Origin of the sequence: Okeania sp. KiyG1, assembly GCF_014132355.1 — a bacterium.
GTDB lineage: Bacteria > Cyanobacteriota > Cyanobacteriia > Cyanobacteriales > Microcoleaceae > Okeania.
This window is the reverse complement of the sequence record NZ_BLZO01000093.1, coordinates 166,537-184,738: the sequence shown is the minus strand read 5'-3', so window position 1 is coordinate 184,738 and position 18,202 is coordinate 166,537. Positions and strand designations below refer to the sequence as shown.

13 protein-coding genes and 1 pseudogene are annotated in these 18,202 nt (G+C 34.8%); 4 read left to right on the top strand and 10 right to left on the bottom strand.

Annotated elements, in window-relative coordinates:
- Positions 1-68: 68 nt before the first annotated feature.
- The 6 genes from SAGCYANO_RS22660 to SAGCYANO_RS22635 all read right to left on the bottom strand — a co-directional run bounded on the left by SAGCYANO_RS22660 (position 69) and on the right by SAGCYANO_RS22635 (position 5,611).
- On the bottom strand, positions 69-1,247 hold the full coding sequence (locus SAGCYANO_RS22660; RefSeq protein WP_202222140.1) for a hypothetical protein: 1,179 nt from the start codon (positions 1,245-1,247) through the stop codon (positions 69-71).
- Between the two features lie 395 nt (positions 1,248-1,642).
- Positions 1,643-2,239, bottom strand: a complete 597-nt coding sequence (locus SAGCYANO_RS22655) for a hypothetical protein (RefSeq protein ID WP_202222139.1) — start codon at positions 2,237-2,239, stop codon at positions 1,643-1,645.
- Positions 2,240-2,338: 99 nt separating this feature from the next.
- Positions 2,339-2,608 carry a hypothetical protein gene (locus tag SAGCYANO_RS22650; RefSeq protein ID WP_202222138.1) on the bottom strand — a complete coding sequence of 90 codons (270 nt, stop codon included), beginning with the start codon at positions 2,606-2,608 and terminating at the stop codon, positions 2,339-2,341.
- Between the two features lie 18 nt (positions 2,609-2,626).
- Entirely contained in the window at positions 2,627-2,935 is a 309-nt protein-coding gene (locus tag SAGCYANO_RS22645; protein WP_202222137.1) for a hypothetical protein, read from the bottom strand.
- A gap of 74 nt (positions 2,936-3,009) precedes the next feature.
- Positions 3,010-3,447 carry a hypothetical protein gene (locus SAGCYANO_RS22640; protein WP_202222136.1) on the bottom strand — a complete coding sequence of 146 codons (438 nt, stop codon included), beginning with the start codon at positions 3,445-3,447 and terminating at the stop codon, positions 3,010-3,012.
- Between the two features lie 571 nt (positions 3,448-4,018).
- Positions 4,019-5,611, bottom strand: a complete 1,593-nt coding sequence (locus SAGCYANO_RS22635) for an Hsp70 family protein (RefSeq protein ID WP_202222135.1) — start codon at positions 5,609-5,611, stop codon at positions 4,019-4,021.
- Between the two features lie 1,063 nt (positions 5,612-6,674).
- Between SAGCYANO_RS22635 and SAGCYANO_RS22630 the strand changes: the two genes are divergently transcribed.
- The 3 genes and pseudogenes from SAGCYANO_RS22630 (at position 6,675) to SAGCYANO_RS22620 (ending at position 11,999) form a co-directional block, all read left to right on the top strand.
- A complete protein-coding gene (locus SAGCYANO_RS22630) occupies positions 6,675-8,843 on the top strand; it encodes a bifunctional serine/threonine-protein kinase/formylglycine-generating enzyme family protein (protein ID WP_202222134.1) in 2,169 nt (722 codons plus the stop codon).
- 574 nt (positions 8,844-9,417) lie between these two features.
- Positions 9,418-10,700: pseudogene (gene iscB, locus SAGCYANO_RS50575) on the top strand (RNA-guided endonuclease IscB).
- 615 nt (positions 10,701-11,315) lie between these two features.
- Complete coding sequence (locus SAGCYANO_RS22620) at positions 11,316-11,999, top strand: CADD family putative folate metabolism protein (RefSeq protein ID WP_202222133.1); 684 nt, start codon at positions 11,316-11,318, stop codon at positions 11,997-11,999.
- Positions 12,000-12,112: 113 nt separating this feature from the next.
- Here the strand turns inward: SAGCYANO_RS22620 and SAGCYANO_RS48840 are convergent, their stop codons facing one another.
- Positions 12,113-12,547 carry a calcium-binding protein gene (locus tag SAGCYANO_RS48840; RefSeq protein ID WP_305081053.1) on the bottom strand — a complete coding sequence of 145 codons (435 nt, stop codon included), beginning with the start codon at positions 12,545-12,547 and terminating at the stop codon, positions 12,113-12,115.
- A gap of 11 nt (positions 12,548-12,558) precedes the next feature.
- On the opposite strand from SAGCYANO_RS48840, the gene SAGCYANO_RS22610 reads away from it, so the two are divergent.
- Positions 12,559-13,596: an AAA family ATPase gene (locus SAGCYANO_RS22610; protein ID WP_307785954.1), complete on the top strand. Its 1,038-nt coding sequence runs from the start codon at positions 12,559-12,561 to the stop codon at positions 13,594-13,596.
- 136 nt (positions 13,597-13,732) lie between these two features.
- On the opposite strand, the gene SAGCYANO_RS22605 is transcribed toward SAGCYANO_RS22610, so the two are convergent.
- The 3 genes from SAGCYANO_RS22605 to phnD all read right to left on the bottom strand — a co-directional run bounded on the left by SAGCYANO_RS22605 (position 13,733) and on the right by phnD (position 17,915).
- Positions 13,733-14,728: a phosphonate dehydrogenase gene (locus SAGCYANO_RS22605; protein ID WP_202222131.1), complete on the bottom strand. Its 996-nt coding sequence runs from the start codon at positions 14,726-14,728 to the stop codon at positions 13,733-13,735.
- A 792-nt stretch (positions 14,729-15,520) separates the two neighbouring features.
- Positions 15,521-16,324: a phosphonate ABC transporter, permease protein PhnE gene (phnE, locus tag SAGCYANO_RS22600; protein ID WP_375339976.1), complete on the bottom strand. Its 804-nt coding sequence runs from the start codon at positions 16,322-16,324 to the stop codon at positions 15,521-15,523.
- 712 nt (positions 16,325-17,036) lie between these two features.
- Complete coding sequence (phnD, locus tag SAGCYANO_RS22595) at positions 17,037-17,915, bottom strand: phosphate/phosphite/phosphonate ABC transporter substrate-binding protein (protein WP_237396534.1); 879 nt, start codon at positions 17,913-17,915, stop codon at positions 17,037-17,039.
- Positions 17,916-18,202: the final 287 nt, after the last annotated feature.

The window sequence follows — 18,202 nt, the reverse complement described above, 5'->3', positions numbered from 1 at the left end:
CACTTTTTCTTACCTGTTCTCTTAGTTAAATTAATCAAAAACAAACATAAGCTCTAAGGGTAGTAGAGTTAAAATGTACGGAAGCAAAACCCTACAAAAGGGGTAGATATTCTTCCCATCCAAATATTTTCTATTAATCTTGTATTTTTTATTTCTCGTTCATATATTGTTGCTATTTCAAACTTGTTGTTATATGTAAACCGAATCTGATATATTCCCGGTTTAAAAATTTCAAAACTCAGGAAGCCACCATCTCCTAAAGCAATACTTAGTGTAAAGCGATCGCCTTTAAACTCGAATAAAGCTTTCGGAAAAAAGGTAAGGTTCTTTCCTGGTAGGACTAGCGGAAAATCTGATTCTTTTGGACTTTTAACTCCTAGAAGTCGATATATTCCAGACACAATTTGACCATTTGGTGTTACAATTTCCCCACTTAATGTGCGATAAAAGCTAAAACGAAGGGAGTTTGGAGTATTATTATTAATTCTAATGCCAATCTGTACAGGAATCCTAATATCACCTTTTTTTTCTGGGAAAGTCAATACCGTTTCTGGCAGTATAGTTTCAAAGCGGATACCATCTACTTCTATTACTTTATCATTTGGATTGGTGAGATAAACCAAGCGTAAATTTACAAAATAAGTTGTTAATTTATCGCCTTTTATTGGTTTTTTATTTATCGTCTGGAAAGTTTCTTTTTCTGGCTGAGGTTTGATTTTACTGCTTGAATAATATATGAATCTGAGTTGATAATTTTCCGGTTTTATTCCATCAAAAAATGAGCTGTTCAAAGCTTGATATCTATTAGTTAATAACTGTAACTGTAGTAAATCTTTTTTCCAACAAATATTAGCAGTAATGGAGATGGATGTTGCTCTTTTGGTACTCACCCAGGAAATACCTCTTTTAGCAAAATGATCGATTAAATTTGAAATAAAATAGACTACTTTATTGACTAAGTTATCTCCTTGATAGGGTCTGTTCGCTTCATTTTTTCGATTATCAGTAGTTAATTCTCTTTCTAAAAGTTTACCATCGGATGCTATTAATTCTGGAATAATTATTCCATCGGGATTAATTTTCCAAGGTTTTAATGTCTGATTAGTCAACTTCAGCCATAATCGAAAAGAAATATTTGCTAGTGAAGTTCTTTCTGGAATGGGCAATACTATTAAACTTGGTTCCCATATTTCTAAGAGTACCCTATTTGCTTCATTATTATTGTCAAAAAGTTCTGCTGATTTCATTTAGGTTAACCTGTTAATGGGTGTACACAACGACTTGAAATCAAGTATTAATTTATTTCTCTGGTTTAATTTCAGGAATTGACTTAATTTTTTCTCAGAACTATCTAATCACAACAGTATATTCATTAATTGATAATTGATAATGGATAATTGATAATTACCTCTGGTTAAAACCGTTACAGAATTGAATATAAGGAAATATTATTTCTTCTCTTTGTCGATTGGATATGGCTCTGAGACCTCGCCATCTCTCGACCACTTTTTTACCCTTAAAAGGAGAGGCTTCAAGGCGTGAATTATTTAATTATTAATTATTAATTATTCATTATTCATTATTTGGTAATTACCGGAAAACAATCTACATTTTTCTGTTCAAATAGTTATTCTACTCTTCCTTATTGCCGGACTAAATCAATTTCTACGAACGGAGTTAATACTCTACCTATCCAAAGTCCTTCTATTACTTGAGTTTGTTTATTAACAGAATCATAAAACCAATTCTTATCTGTTTGATTGTGATAAATTAACCGAAGTTTATATCTTCCCAATCTAAGGGGTTTAAAAATAAATTCACCTCCGTTAAAATCTATGCTAAGTCCGTAATTGTTGCCACAAAGCCAACATATTTTGGCATCAATAAAAAAGCTGGTACTTTCTCCAGGCATAGTTACATAAAAATCTGATTGTAAGGGCTGTTCCGGATGAAACCACCCTCCTTCAAATAGAATATTTTTCCCATTTTCCACTCTAATAATTTCAGGAAATAATGCAAAATTAAAACTAAAGTAAAGAGGGCGATCTCTATTATTAGTAATCCTAATTCCTATCTCCACCGGATATCCTGGGGACGGATGTAAGGGTGGTTTTGATAGATATTTTCCTATGTATGAAAGTTTTTGAAGAATGTCTTTTTTAGGCAGAGTTAATACTCGTTTGGGAACAATGGTTTCAAAGCGAATACCATTAACTTCAATAAAGTTTTTTTCGTTCATATTTCCTGAATATTACCTGTATCAACTTTAACTATATTAACTTCTAAAAATGGAGTTATTGCTTGATGTTTATTTCTGTCAAAATATAAATTTTCAACCTTAGTTATTGACTAAGAAAATATCTACAAACGGAGTTAATACTTGACCAGTCCATAATCCTTCTATTACTTGAATTTTATTGATAAGGGAACCATATAGCTGTATAGTTCCTTTTTGATTTTCATATATAAAGCGAAGCTGATACCACCCTAAATCAAGAGGTTGAAAAACAAATTGACCACCACTGATAATCGTGCTAAGTCCGTAATTTTTGCCACAAAGCCAACATATTTTGGCATCAATAAAAAAGCTGATACTTTCTCCAGGCATAGTTAAAGGTAAATCTGATTATAATGCTCCAGCAAGACTAATCCAACCCCCGCTTAATTCGACAACTTCAACAGTTTCAGATCTAATAAGTTCTGGAAATAATGTCAAATTAAAACTAAAGAAAAAAGGGCGATCGCTATTATTGGTAATCCTAATTCCTATCTCCACCGGATATCCTGGGGATGGATGTAAGGGTGATGTTAATAAATGTTTCCCTATGTCCGAAAGTTTTTGAATTAAATTTTTTTTAGGCAGTACTAATACCTGTTCTTGCACTAGGGTTTCAAAGCGAATATTATCGACTTCATTAAATTTACTTTCAGTCATTTTCCTCAAATATATTTATCTGGAGCGGGGTATAATCTCAAACAATTCTTTAGCAGTTGTCATTCTAATTAATCTTAATTAGGAACTAAATAAATATCTACAAATGGAGTTAATACTTGACCAGCCCAAAATCCTTCGATTACTTGAGTTTGTTTGTTAAGAAAGTCATAGCATTCTGCAGTATCTTTCTGATTTTCATATATCAGCCGAAGTTTATACCGTTCTGAATGGAGAGGTTGAATAAGTAATCTCTCACCTCCAAATGAGGTACTAAGACCATAGTTTTTACCACAAAGCCAAGATATTTTGGCATCAAGAAAAAAGCTGATACTTTCTCCCGGTATAGCTAAAATAAAATCTGATTTTAATGGTGAAGCTAGGCTATACCACCCTATATCAAATGGTACGCTTGCACCATCTTTAGCTCTAAAAATTTCAGGAAATAATGCAAAATAAAAACTAAAGTAAAGAGGGCGATCGCTATTGTTAATAATCCTAATTACTATCTCCACCGTATATCCTGTGGACAGATTTAAAGGTAGTTTTGATAGATATTTCCCTATATCCGAAACTTTATGAATTAGGTTTTTTTAGGCAGGAATAATACCTGTTATGGCACTAGAATTTCAAAGCTAATACCATTAACTTCGATAAAATTACTTTCATTCATAAAATATAATTTTTCTTATTTCCTCCTCAAAAATTACATATATATATATTAGACATCTCCAAAAATTAAAAATCAAAGCAATTATCCTACAGAAATTATCAATTATTTCCCCCTACTCCCTACTCCCTCTTTTATCAAAATAACATGGGTCTAAAACCCCGTCTTTTAAGGCGAAATATTTTTGGATAGTTGCTCACGCATCCCCCTCCTGGGAGGGGTTAGGGGTGGGTTAACTTATGACTTCTGACTTCTGACTTCGTTAAAGAGATGTCTATTGCCTAAAACAGACTAATGCAGGATGGCGGAAATAACTGGTTACAAAATCCTAAAACAATTACAAATCAAAAATGATTAACTTTTAACTTTTGAATTTTGAATTTTGAATTTTGACTTTTAACTTCCGCGTAGCGGCACTAACTCAACTGGACAACAGCTTGCTCATTTAATAAAATTTCATTGGTCAATAAATCCTCTACAGTTATTCTGAGAAATCTAGATTCATCCACCCAAAACAATACCTTAATTCGATCGCTTCCAGGATTTCCGGCAGGATTTAATTGAGCAATACTACGACCTCCCTCTCGGTCATTTAAAGGTTTTACTACAGTTTGCTCTCCAGATATTTTGCGAGTAATTAGGCGATCGCCATCGAAATAAACTTCTGTACCGCCAGACTCAGCACCCAATTCTCCCAAAATTAATTCAATACTTGGTTGACTATTGACCGAAGCACCCAAAACCAACTCTACAGGATTACTCATTGGATATGGTTGACCAGATTTAATCAAAGGATGCCAACTATGAACATTTTTCCTTCTATCCCAATAGCGGATACCATAACTGTGATACAAAAAATCCTTAACTTCAACCCCTTGAGTTAATTGCAATGCTCCCTGAGAAATTGCTTCAAAAGGTTTTTCACAACGAATTTTTGCAGAATCAAAATATTCCTTTACCCACCTCTGTACTGCTGGAATTTGTACTGTACCTCCCACCAACAAAACAGCATCAATTTCTGATAACTCTATTCCTTGCCTTTTTGCCTGAAGTAAAACCTGATTCATAGATTCATCAAGACTGATAAAAAATCCATTTTCCTTGAGAATTTCCTCAAAGCCATCTCGCCCTAATTCCAATTCATAACTTTCTAAATTTTCATCATCAAAATAAACTTCCGTTGCCTGCTGTTGTAAAGACAATTGAATCTTTAACTTTTCTGCCAAACGAGTAGTTAAAGGAGTCTTTTCAATACCTTTATTTTTAACAAAATAATCTACCAACCAATTATCAATATCCGACCCCCCTAAATTCTGTCCTGCCTTTGCCAAAACTCTCGCAGTTTTTGCCTTTTGATTTGAACTTTTACCAAAAGATTTTTCACCCCATTTCAAAATAAAACCCAAAGGTTGTTTTTGCATCGAATTATCCAACCTTACCAAAGATAAATCTAAAGTTCCCCCACCAAAATCAAGCACTAATAAAATTTCTGCCTCTTTCATTCCATAACCTAAAGCTGCCGCAGTAGGTTCATCAATCATTCGTACTTGTTCAACTTCTAAAGACTGACAAACTTCCCCCAACCAATTACGATAAGCCTCAAAACTATCAACTGGAACAGTAAAAATTAAAGATTCTACAGGCAAAGGAACATTCCGAATACCAGCTACAATTTGTTGTAAAAATAACTTTCCTACCTGTTCAAAAGAGACCACCTGACCATCAAGCTCAGGCAAAAATCCTTTAATATCTGAGCCAATACCCCGCTTAAAATTCCGAAAGAAGCGAGAATCTGTATTTACATCGTAACCCCTATCTCTAACTTGCTGACCTATTACTATTTTATTTTCAGTAGCATTTTCGACATAAACCAAGCTAGGAATTAGAGGTGGATTTTGTCCAGAAATAATTGACAAACCTGGTAATTTAACAATTTCAGGCTGTTGAGTTGTTTGATTCCAACGGGAAATTACCGTATTACTTGTTCCGAAGTCTATAGCTATAGTCATTTAGTTATCTAATTAAATATCTAATATTTTCAGAATTATATTGACAAACACAAATTTGACATGATATTCTAATCATAATGGAAAAGGTGCGCTCATATATACTCAACTTGATCAGACTATTAATACACTACTTATAGAACCAGATACCAAAAATTATTCAGAACATGGGGAGTAGGGAGTAAATTACCGAATAATTAATAATTAATAATTAAATAATTCAGCTTTATTAGCCACCCCTTAGCTGCGCTGCGAGCTGTAACTCTACAAGGGGAAAAAAAGAAATAATATTCCCTTATATTTATATTCAATTCCGTAGCGGTTAAAACCTGATGTAATTATCCATTAATGAAAAGGATAGACTTAGGGTGAAAGTAGACTTAGAAGCACAAATGTCTCCTAGCTTCAAATAATAAACAATTAAAAAATTTAGTTATCGCTTCAACCAAGCATTTAATCCAGCAATGATAGTTATTTTTTTCTCCCAAGTCTTCCCAGTTCTCCTTGTCTTGTAAAAACTAGAAAGTAAAAAACCTACTCTTGACAGGTAGGGAGTAAGTAGGTAGGCATAGATAAACGTTAAAACAAAAAATCTGAAAAAGAACCCAGGAACAACTTATCAGTGGGTTATCAGTATTTTGAATCTTCATTGCTATTTTGCGGATCATTAGGGTCTGCTGAAAAAATCTTATGGGTGAGGGTAGGAGACAGGAGAAAAGGGTCGGGAGCGAGGAGGTAGGAGCTAAGTTTTGTAAGAATGATTTTTCTGCCCAACTATGAGCCTAAAAGACTAGCTTTTTGAGCATGAAGAGCTGAAAACCAGGCACTTTTTAAAAGCTCCAAAAAGGCACTTATCTTTATCTGTAAATACTTTTATATTTAATCAGCAAGCCCTAATTAAACTCATCTAACTTAGAAGGAAAGAATTAAAGCTAGTTGACAAGCAAAAACTTGACATGATATTGTAAGTATAATGGAGAAGGTGCGCTCATATATACTCAAATTGATTAGGCCAAAAACAGCATATTTCCCAGGCAAAGGAAATTCTGAGTAACTGAAAAAAATCATGCGGTCTGGAAAAATCCTGAGAAACCACTACAAAATTATTGACTCTCTCGGAAGTGGAGGATTTGGAGATACCTACTTAGCTCAAGACTTAGACTTACCAGGAAAACCGAAATGTGTCCTTAAGCATCTTAAACCTAAAGGAAGTAAAAGAAGGGATTTACCTTTTCTGCAAAAATTCATCCCTTGGTTGAGCAACAATAAAAGTTCAGACCCAGAAGTTTTAGCTATTGCCCAAAAGTTATTTGAGAGAGAAGCACAGACTCTATACAAATTAGGCAAAGACTCAGACCGAATACCAAAATTATTTGCACATTTTCAGGAAGGAACAGAATTTTACCTAGTACAAGAATATATAGAAGGGCACGATATTAGTAGGGAACTTACGTCGGGAAGAAAATTAAGCGAGTCTTATACTATTGCCTTACTCATAGGAATATTAGAAGCATTAGCAGTAGCTCATCAAAATAATATTATTCATCGAGACATTAAGCCACAAAATTTGATGCGCCGTAAGTCGGATAACAAAATAGTATTGATAGATTTTGGTGCGGTAAAAGAAATAAGTGTATTAACTAAAGCTAACCAACCAGGAACGACTACTTTAACAGTAGCAGTCGGAACACCTGGGTATATGCCAAGCGAACAAAGTAACGGCAAACCAAGATTAAGTAGTGATATTTATGCAGTGGGAATGGTAGGAATAAAAGCACTGACAGGAAAAGAACCAAAAAACTTACCAACAGACTCAAAGACAGGAAATATTATCTGGCGAAATGAAGCACAAGTGAGTGACTACCTGGCAAATATATTAGATAGGATGGTGCGGGAATATTTTTCACAGCGTTATGAAAATGCCATGAAAGTATTAGAAGTATTAAAAGTATTAAATTTTCAAACTCCACCACCCCCTCCACCAGAACCAACACCAGAACCAACACCAGTCCCCCTACCTATTCAAACAGAAACAGTAGTAGCAAAACCCCAACCCCAACCTAATAAAACGAATAAAACTAGAAGACAAATATTGATATTAGGAGGTTTGGCAGGAGGTGGGTTTGTCGCAGCAATATTAAGTAGAGGTTTTGGGAATAAACCATCTCCAGAAAATATTTCTACTTCCCAATCAACTTCAGAACCAACACCAGAAAATATTTATCCTCCCGAACCAACAACAGAAACTCCCCCTCCACTATTAATATTAGGAGGTTTGGCAGTAGGTGGGTTTGTCGCAGCAATATTAACTAAATATTTGTGGAGTAGAATACCTCTAAAAAATATTTCTACTTCCCAACCAACTCCTGAACCAATACCAGAACCTCCCCCTCCACCACAACCAACACCAAAACCTACCCCTCCACCACAACCCAAATTTTCCATTCAGATATTTACCACCGTCACAGTTAACAGGAGAGGAGAAATAATAAGTCGCCATAAAAGTCAAGCAGAAGTAATGACAGAAAACCTCGGTAATGGAGTCTTCCTAGAAATGGTAAAAATTCCTGCAGGTAGATTTCTCATGGGGTCTCCAGAGACAGAAGCAGAAAGAGCTGATTATGAAGGTCCGCAACATTATGTAGATGTGCCAGAATTTTTCATGGGAAAGTATCCAGTAACTCAAGCACAATGGCAAGCAGTTATGGGAAATAATCCTTCTGGGTTTAAAGGAGCAAAGCGTCCTGTAGAACAAGTAAGTTGGAACGACGCAACAGAATTTTGTCAGAAACTCTCCCGAATAACAGGCAAAAAATATAGTTTACCCAGTGAGAGTCAGTGGGAATATGCTTGTCGAGCCGGAACAACAACACCTTTTTATTTTGGGGAAACTATAACTTCTGACTTAGCTAACTATTATGATTACAGAAGGATTTATGCTGATGAACTGAAAGGAATATGTCGTGAAGAAACAACAGATGTGGGAATTTTTCCTCCCAATGCTTTTGGTTTGTACGATATGCACGGCAATGTCTACGAATGGTGTCAGGATGTTTGGCATGGTAATTATGAAGGTGCGCCTACTGATGGTAGTGCTTGGGAAACTGGAGGGGATAGTAATAGAAGACTGCTGCGTGGCGCTTATGATTACCGGAGTGCCTGGCGTGACTATAACCGTGGGGACTTCCTCCATGATTGGGGTTTTCGTGTCGTCTTGCCTGTCTCTGGTTCCTAGAATTCTTCCCCTTTATTCTTTTCCTCTTTTCCCCTTTTCCCTCTTTTTCTTTTTTCTTTTTCCTTTCCCTCCCGCGAAGCAGGTCAAATTTTTTTTCAGAGTGGGAAAAGTCAGGGCTAGAGTTGGATTTTGCCACGGATGCACAGATCAGAAAACTTGCATTCTGTGAAGCAACCAAAAAAATCCGCGAGAAAAGGGTATTCCCCTTGCATCGGCAAAAAATTTCTGATACAATTTAATCATTGGGGGTTGTTCGCCCCTACGCATGACTTTTTATTCAACGCAAAAATACCCCACAACACCTTTGAAAAACCTAGCCAACCCTAGACATTTTTAGGAATTGTCTCTCAAAGGTTGCAGATTAAGTCTTAACTGACTACGTTGGCAGGTCACGACCACCATAAGTGAACTCCAGCATATATACTGGTCACTCTAAATTAAGGACAGCGTTTAATAGCGCCCATCGGAAGTGGGTTTGATACCGATAGTGTTTAGGGTATTAACAAGCCTGGCCAACATAATCGAGGAACACTTTACTGAAAAGGACTAGACACCACAATGTCTAACACTAATTATGTTTTCGCGACTAGATACAAACAAAAAACCATTACAACCTTGCAAACCAACTGTAGCTCGTAGATTGTTAAATTCTGGTAAAGCTGCTGTATGGCGACGCTTTCCGTTTACTTTGATTCTCACGCAAAGCTGTTGAAATAGTTGTAGAAAAAAACTTTAACTCTAAAGATTGACCCAGGCTCAAAATTTACAGGGATGGCTTTATTAGAAGGAAACAAGGTGATCTGGATGCTAGAAATTCAGCATCGAGGTTCATTAATTTCCGAAAAACTGCGGTCATCGTTCTCACAGACGGAGAGCTAGAAGGACAAAAAAACCTTAGATACCGTAAACCAGGTAACCCGAACAAAAAGAAGCCCACTGGTTGGTTAGCACCCTCTCTAATACACAGAGTCGAAACTACTATGACTTGGGTCAAACGATTAATTAAGTTTTCTCCTGTAGAATCAATCTCAATGGAGTTGGTTCGCTTTGATACTCAATTGATTCAAAATCCAGAAATTAAAGGAATAGAGTATCAACAGGGTGAATTAGCAGGATATGAATTGAGAGAATATTTATTAGAAAAATGGGGTCCGAGATGTGCTTCCACAAGTGGAAAAACAAATACACCACTAGAAATAGAACATATTCACCCCAAGTCAAAAGGAGGTTCAGACCGAGTATCTAACTTAACTGTTGCCTGTACTAAATGCAATCAGATAAAAAGTAATCAAGATGTCAAAGACTTCTTATCAGGAAAACCAGAATTATTAAAGCGAATACTTACTCAAGCTAAATCGCCTTTAAAAGATGCACTACTCAGTTAATTCTACGCGGTGGAAATTGTTCAATAGCTTAAAGACTAAAGGTTTGGAAGTAACTATAGGTAGTGGAGGACAGACAAAATTTAACCGCAGAAAGCAACAGTTACCCAAAGCACACTGCATAGACGCTGCTTGTGTGGGAGAAGTGAATCAGTTAAATTTCCAGACCACCCAAGCTTTAGTTGCTATATGCAAAGGCCAAGGAGGTAGACAAAAAGCAGCGGTCAATAAATATGGATACCCAATCAGGTACAACCCACTAAAACCGATAAAAGGTTGGAATAGTGGAGATTTAGCGTTGAATATTGAAACAGGGGAAGTAGGTAGAGTTAATCCTCGGTCAAAATCAAATAGTTTTAATTTCACAGTGCCAGGACAAAAAGCTAAAAGTGTTCATGTAAGCAAATTAAAAGTTGTACATAAAAAAGACGGTTATACCTATACATTTTGTCCACAGTTGTCGATAAATGTCTAGGAAAATGCTGATCTATTACTTAACAGAATAAGTCATTTCAAATTTTTCAATCTTTGCCCTTGAAATTCTGTATCTTATGAAATCCTCATCCTTGACCTTAGCGATCGCTATCTGAAAAGTTTTAATTATCAATCTCAACTTATAATTTTAAAATTTTCAACTTTGTCATCAACCCCTGACAAAAACCATCAAAAAAAACGTAAATTAGCTCACGGAGTTTCAATAGTTTCAGCCTTCCCATGATAGACTTAAGAAAGAAAAATCCAGGGACTTTCATAACTTAATGAGATTTTTCAGCCTGAAACCATGATTATTTCGTTGTTTTTCCAGGAATTACCTGATATTTCTTCAGCCAAGATTGACAAATTTTCATCAGTTGCTCTAACAGGGATTTGACGTAGTTGCAAATATATGGTAGGCGCTAATATCTTTCAAAGAAGAAGACTAAATCTTTTAGTTAAAGACAATAAATAAGGACTTACCCACAGACTCTACAGAGGGCGAATGCCATTCGCCCCTACAGACTTGTGCATAGCGCTGTAGAACAAGATGTGATAATATCCATATCTGAAACAATTAATTTACTAAATAAGTATGTTGCTTCAAAATACACAAATGACAGCACAAGATTTCCTTGCACAACTTGATGAGATTATTGAAAAACAACATCTACTGAAGCATACTTTCTACCAAATGTGGAATGAAGGAAAACTTTCTCTAGAAATGTTGCAAGAGTATGCTCAAGAATATTATCTACAAGTTCACTATTTCCCCACTTATGTTAGTGCTACCCATGCAGCTTGTGATGACTTAGAAACTCGTAAAATGCTGTTAGAAAATCTCATGGAAGAGGAAATGGGAGCAGCAAATCATCCGGAATTATGGTTACGTTTTGCGGAAGGTTTAGGTGTAAAACGAGAAGCAGTTAAAAATAGACAACATTTAGCAAAAACCAAGGAATCTGTAAGTATTCTCAAAGAGTTAGCTCGCAGTGAAAATCCAGCAAAAGGTTTAGCAGCTCTTTATGCTTATGAGTCTCAAATTCCTGAAGTAGCTACTACTAAAATTGCTGGTTTGAAAGAATTTTATGGCATTAATTCTGAAGCAGCTTTAGCCTTTTTTAAAGTACATGAAAAAGCTGATGAAATTCACAGCCAAGTTACAAGAGAAGCATTAGTGAAAATGTGTGAAACTGATGTTGAAAAACAGGAGGCATTATCAGCAGCAGCTAAGGCAGTAGATGCTTTAAATTTATTGCTTGATGGTGTTTATGAAGAATATTGTCAGGCTGTTAATTAATTGTTAGTTAACATCTTGAATAATTAGTTTGGTGATTAGAGACTAGAAGTAGACCAGAGTAGGGGCGAATAGCCATTCACCCCTACCCATTGTATGACCATCAATATTACCGATTATTCCAAGACAAAATCAGAAGCACTAATTCTCGGTGCACCGTCTAATGTAGCGATTTTTCCTCCACCGCCAAGACCAGGTAAAGCACTGTTGGCGTTGTAATATAAGTCTCCAGTGGAGCGAACGTAAACGATATCTGCAACTGAACCAGCAACGGCTTTTTTGTTTTTAACTGATGCAAATTCTCGCTTAATACTAAATCCTTCTCCTAAATCACTTTTTAGGGTAACAAATGTATCTGTATCGAGAATGATGTCGTCAACGTTGCGTTTAAAGTCTGTGATGGTATCAATACCTAAATCTTTTTTCTTGTAAGCTTTGCCACTGCCTAAAACAAAGTCATCTGCACCGCCACCACCAACTAAAGTGTCGTTTCCGGCTGCACCGATGAGAATGTCATTGCCATTTTTGCCGTCGATTTTTTCGTTAAACACCAACTCAATATATTATCGACCTAGACAAAGCACCGGAAATTATTAACTTTTATGGTCGCACAGAGGAACTTTCTACCTTATCAAAATGGATAGTGAGCGATCGCCTCCGTGTCATCTCGCTTTTAGGAATAAGTGGTATTGGCAAGACTACCCTTTCTCTACGATTAATTCAGGAAATAAATGGGTTTGGTAACCAAACCCCTACGTTTAATTACATCATTTATCGCACTCTTCGTTTTTCTCCCACCCTCACCACAACTCTCACTAACCTCCTGCAAATTTTCGTACCAGAAACAGAAATTTCTGACAATATCGAAACTCTATTATCACAACTACAAAAATACCTGGAAAAATATCGTTGTTGCATCATATTTGATGACGTACAAAAATTATTTGCTCCAGGAAAACTTTCAGGTCAATACAAATCTGGTTATGAAGATTATCGAGATTTTTTTCAACTACTTGTAACAGTCTCCCATCAGAGTTGTTTGCTATTAATAAGTAGAGAAAAAATCCCAGAAATTACCAAATTAGAAACAGAAAATTATCCAGTGGGAACCTTAATTTTAAGAAGTTTAGGAGCTTATGCAAATGAAATATGCCAAAAACGCCAATTAGTAGATCGAGAATCCTGGGAAAAATTGATTAATAATTATCAAGGAAATCCCCGATGGTTAGATATCGTAGCAACAACAATTCAAGAATTATTTGGCGGTCAACTAGCAGAATTTATGGAATATGAAACCCTAATTTTACCAGAAGCATTACAAGCAGAATTAGAACAACAATTGCAGCATTTATCTCTTGTAGAAATCAGAATTATGGAGCAAATTGCCAATCAAAACCAACCAATTTCAATGGGAGAAATAATTAGAAAATCAGAACTATCTATTCAGGAATCTGTAAACGTAATTCAATCCCTGAAAAAACGATTATTATTAGATGGAAAATTAGAGAATAATTTGACAGTATTTACTCTTAATCCTGTTGGGAAACAATACTTGAAAAATAAATTTGAAAAATTTGAAAGTATTAACGAAATCAAATAACGCAGATGGAGGAATTTAAACAGATTACAAAATTAATTTTCATCAAAAACCTTAACTGTCTATAGACGCATCTACTTTCTTTACTCCTTCTTAATTTTCTTTACTCCTTCTTCATTCTTCCTTCTTCCTTCTTGATTTATAGCTTTTTAACAGCTCCTTGAGGAATTTTTCGTGATAAAACTTGCACAATATTTTTTGCTGCTTCAAAAGCAATATCATGGCGAATTTCATCAACAGCAGAACCTAAATGAGGAGTGAAAAAAGTCTGATTTTTCTCAGTTATTAATGTGTTGCAAATTTCTTGAGGACGATGAGAAATTGCCCAATCTTCCATCTCAAATACATCAGCAGCATATCCAGCTAAATGTCCTGATTGAATTGCCGAGGCGATCGCTTTCTCATCTACAACTGACCCCCGGCAAGGATTAATCAAAAAACTATTTGGTTTCATCTTAGCTAAGGTATGTTCATTAATCAGATGGTAGGTATTAGGAATTAATGGTACCATTAACACCACATAATCACTACTTTTTAAGAGTTCTTCTAAAGAAACTCTAGAGATTTTCCAGGCAGTTTCTTGTTCTACAGATAAAGGAATAGGATCGTTGTAAAGTAAATTCATTTCAAAACCTACTAATCTTTGAACCAAAGCTTTTCCTAATTTTCCCATTCCCACAACTCCTAGAGTTTGATTTAATAATCTCCTACTATAAAGTTGTGGTTTCCATCCTTGAAAATTACCATCACGAATTAGGCGATCGCCTTCTAACATTCGACGACCTAATCCAATTAATAAACCAATGGTTAATTCTGCTGTTGGTGCTGCTAATAAATCGGGAACAATTGTGAACCAAATACCTCGTTTTGTACAAGCATCTATATCAAAATTATCATAACCTCTTAAAGCTCCGGCAATAATTTTTAATTGGGGACAAGCATCTAAAAAACTCGATTCAATATAGTCAGGCATAAATACCATTAAACCTTCAGCTTCTTTGGTTCGTTTGATAATTTCTTCACGAGATAATGTGTCTTGAGTTTCATTGAGAATAACTTCACAAGTTTGACTTAGATAGTCAATAACTTCAGGATGAATCCAATGAGTAATAACAACTTTAGGTTTTTTATTCATAATGAGGAAGGAATTCAAAATTTATGCATTCAAAAGTCAAAATAAGATTTTATAGGCTTAAAACTTTTCGCTGTGCGACATTAAATATACCAAGTAAATTCATGCATTCAAAAGTCAAAATAAGATTTTATAGGCTTAAAACTTTTCGCTGTGCGACATTAAATATACCACAGTAATTTCAGGAAATTATTTCACATCTAAAGTTTAAAATAAATTCAAAAGTCATGCATTCAAAAGTTAAAAGTAAGATTTTATAGACTTAAAACTTTTCGCTGTGCGACATTAAATATACCACAGTAATTTCAGGAAATTATTTCACATCTAAAGTTTAAAATAAATTCAAAAGTCAAAAGTAAGATTTTATCAGCAATTTCAGGAAATTATTTCATATCTAAAGTTTAAAGGTAAATTCAAAAGTCATGCATTTAAAAGTCATGCATTATGATTTTATAGGCTTAAAACTTTTCACTGTACGACATTAAATATACCAAGTAAATTCAAAAGTCATGCATTTAAAAGTCATGCATTATGATTTTATAGGCTTAAAACTTTTTGCTGTGCGACATTAAATATACCATAGTAATTTCAGGAAATTATTGTGTGCATCTCTATTTTGAATAAAGCCAAAAATTTATTGCTTTTAGGCAATAGGCAGCAGGCAAAAGGGAATATAAACTAGGGAATATATAGGAAAAAAGTATTTTTGCAAATATGAAATGCACACTATCGTTTTTCTCTTTTTTTCAATATTTACTCCTTCTTCCTTCTTCCCTCTTCCTTCTTCCTTCTTCCTTAATTAAATTTTTGACGTAAATAATTACTTAAACTATCAACTAAAGTAACCATTATTAACACAACCAATAAAAGTGCAGAAACTTCCTCATATTTGAGTAAACGTAAGGCTCCAATAATCTCAAATCCAATGCCACCAGCTCCCACAGCTCCTAATACCATTGAAGCTCGAAAATTGTATTCCCAACGGTAAAAAGTTACATCAGCAATTTGAGGAAAAATTTGAGGAAAAATACTATGAAAAATAATTTGTAAATGATTAGCACCCGCAGATTTTGCAGCTTCAATAGGAGCATTATCGGTATGTTCTATAGCCTCAGCAAAGAATTTTCCCACCATACCAATTGAATGAAATCCTAATGCTAATACCCCAGGAAGTGTGCCAAATCCAACTGATGCTACAAACAGAATTCCGAGAATTAATTCAGGAATTGCCCTGGCTATATTCAGAATCATTCTTGATAGGAAATAAACAAAAGGATGAGGTGTGGTATTACGAGCAGCTCCTAAAGAAAGGGGAATGGAAAGAATAATAGCCATACCTGTACCAGCAATACTCATAGCAATAGTATCAACTAAAGGTTTAATCCAGTCTAGAGCGCGACTAAAATCAGGCGGGAACATTTCTCCAACCATGTCAATTAAGTCAGGAACTCCCTCGGATAACCGTTGTCCATCCAATAATCCCACACTCCCAAAACTCACTAAAATAATGCCTAACAAAGTCAATGTTTTAGTCAAAGAAATATACCAACTTCTTTGTTGTTGACGGAGCAAACTATCAAATTTATTAGGATTAACCATCATTTCAGTTATTAGTTATCAGTTATAGTAATTTCATTTGAGTTGCTCCAAAAACCCGATCGCTTTTAGGCAACAGGCAACAGGCAACAGGCAACAGGCAACAGGCAACAGGTAAGAAGGTTTGCCGGACTTTTTACCGTTAGTAAATAACCAACTCTTATTTAACATCTCATTTGAAAACGCTATATTATTTGCTATTTGTCATTTTTCAGTTTTCATTTATTATTAAAGATAATTTTTAGAATAAAATTGACTAATTTTTTGTAAGCATTCAGCTATTAACAATCAGCTCTCAGATATTTAGGGTTTGCTGAAAAAGTATTTTTGCTCTTCGTAGTATTCGGTAGTCAGGATTTAGGGAAATTATAGAAGCGGTAGTAGGAAAAATTTTCCGTTGATTTTTCTGCCATAATCGTCTCAAAATACTAACTTTTTGAGCTTTTTTCACCGAAAAACTAACGCTTTTTTAGATAAAAAAAATCTACAACCAATATCAGTCAATGCTTTGATATTTAATCAGCAAGCCCTATTTAATATTTTTCATAAATTAAGCAAGCTTTTCCTTTAACTTCTACTATATTTTCAACTATAGAATTGAAACACAATAATGACTAACTTAAGTGGTTAACTCATACAATTAATTGTGTAGGAGGAAATTTTAGATGTGTTTCAGAAGCTGATAGCTGATAGCTGATAGCTGACAGCTTATTTATTATTTACTCAATTCAGCAAAATCAAGATCGAGTAGTTTTCCTAAGTCTCTGACCACATTATAATCTTCATCTGTAATTGATTGAAATCCATCTGCTTTAAATGGCTTTAGTATCGCTTCATCTTCTAATTCTAAAAATGCCTGTTGAATTTGCGTTTTAAGTTCAGGTTCTAAATCAGAACGCATTGTCCAAGGGTATTGAGGAAAAGGTTTAGATTCAGCAATAATAATTACCTTATTTTTATCAATTGTTCCCCTCTCAACTAAGGCAGTAAAAATGGGTTTGCTCAACCCTCCCGCTTGTGCTTTTCCATTAGCAACAGCAACAGCAACAGCATCATGGGCACCTGCAAAAACTTCTTCATAATTTTCCCCAGCTTTTAATCCTTTTTCCATTAACATTGACTTAGGAATTAAGTGACTAGAAGTAGAAGCTTGGTCGCCATAAGCCATTATTTTTCCTTCTATTTTTTCATAGGAATCAATTCCTGATTCTGCATTACCAATAACTAGAGCTTGATAAGTGGTTTTTCCATCTTTTTCTAAAGCAGCAAAGGGTTCAATATTACTTTTAGTTTTGGCTAAAACGTAAGATAATGGACCAAAATAGGCTAAATCTAAACGTCCTTTGCTAGCCACTTCAATCATGGAAGAATAATCAGTGCTGACAAATAATTCAATATCTTTACTTAGTTTATTTTCTAAATAAGTCTCAAGTCCTTTATTATTTTGAATGACAGTAGCTGCAGATTCATCTGGTAATAAAGCAACCACTAATTTCTCAGGATTTGCTTTTGTATCTGCTTGATTTTCTGTATTTGATGTTTGAGTATTAGAATTACTACAACTAACTAAACCTAACCAAGCCAAAAAAACCACTATCAAAAATTTTTTTTGAGGATTAAACTTAACATAATCTTTCTTGACTAAACAATTAATGAGTAAGCATTCAGCTATCAGCTATCAGCCATCAGCTATGAGTTATTAATTCATACTGTTTGGAAAGAAGAATTAGTCTCCAATCCAAGGAGAATTAAAAATCATCATCTGACTACTAATAGCTGTTTGCGCAGCAGTCCGCAGGAAATACTCACATTAATGAAATTATAGGTATTGTCTCTCAAAAGTCAATCCCTTTCACGGAAGTCAAAAGTCAAAATTCAAAA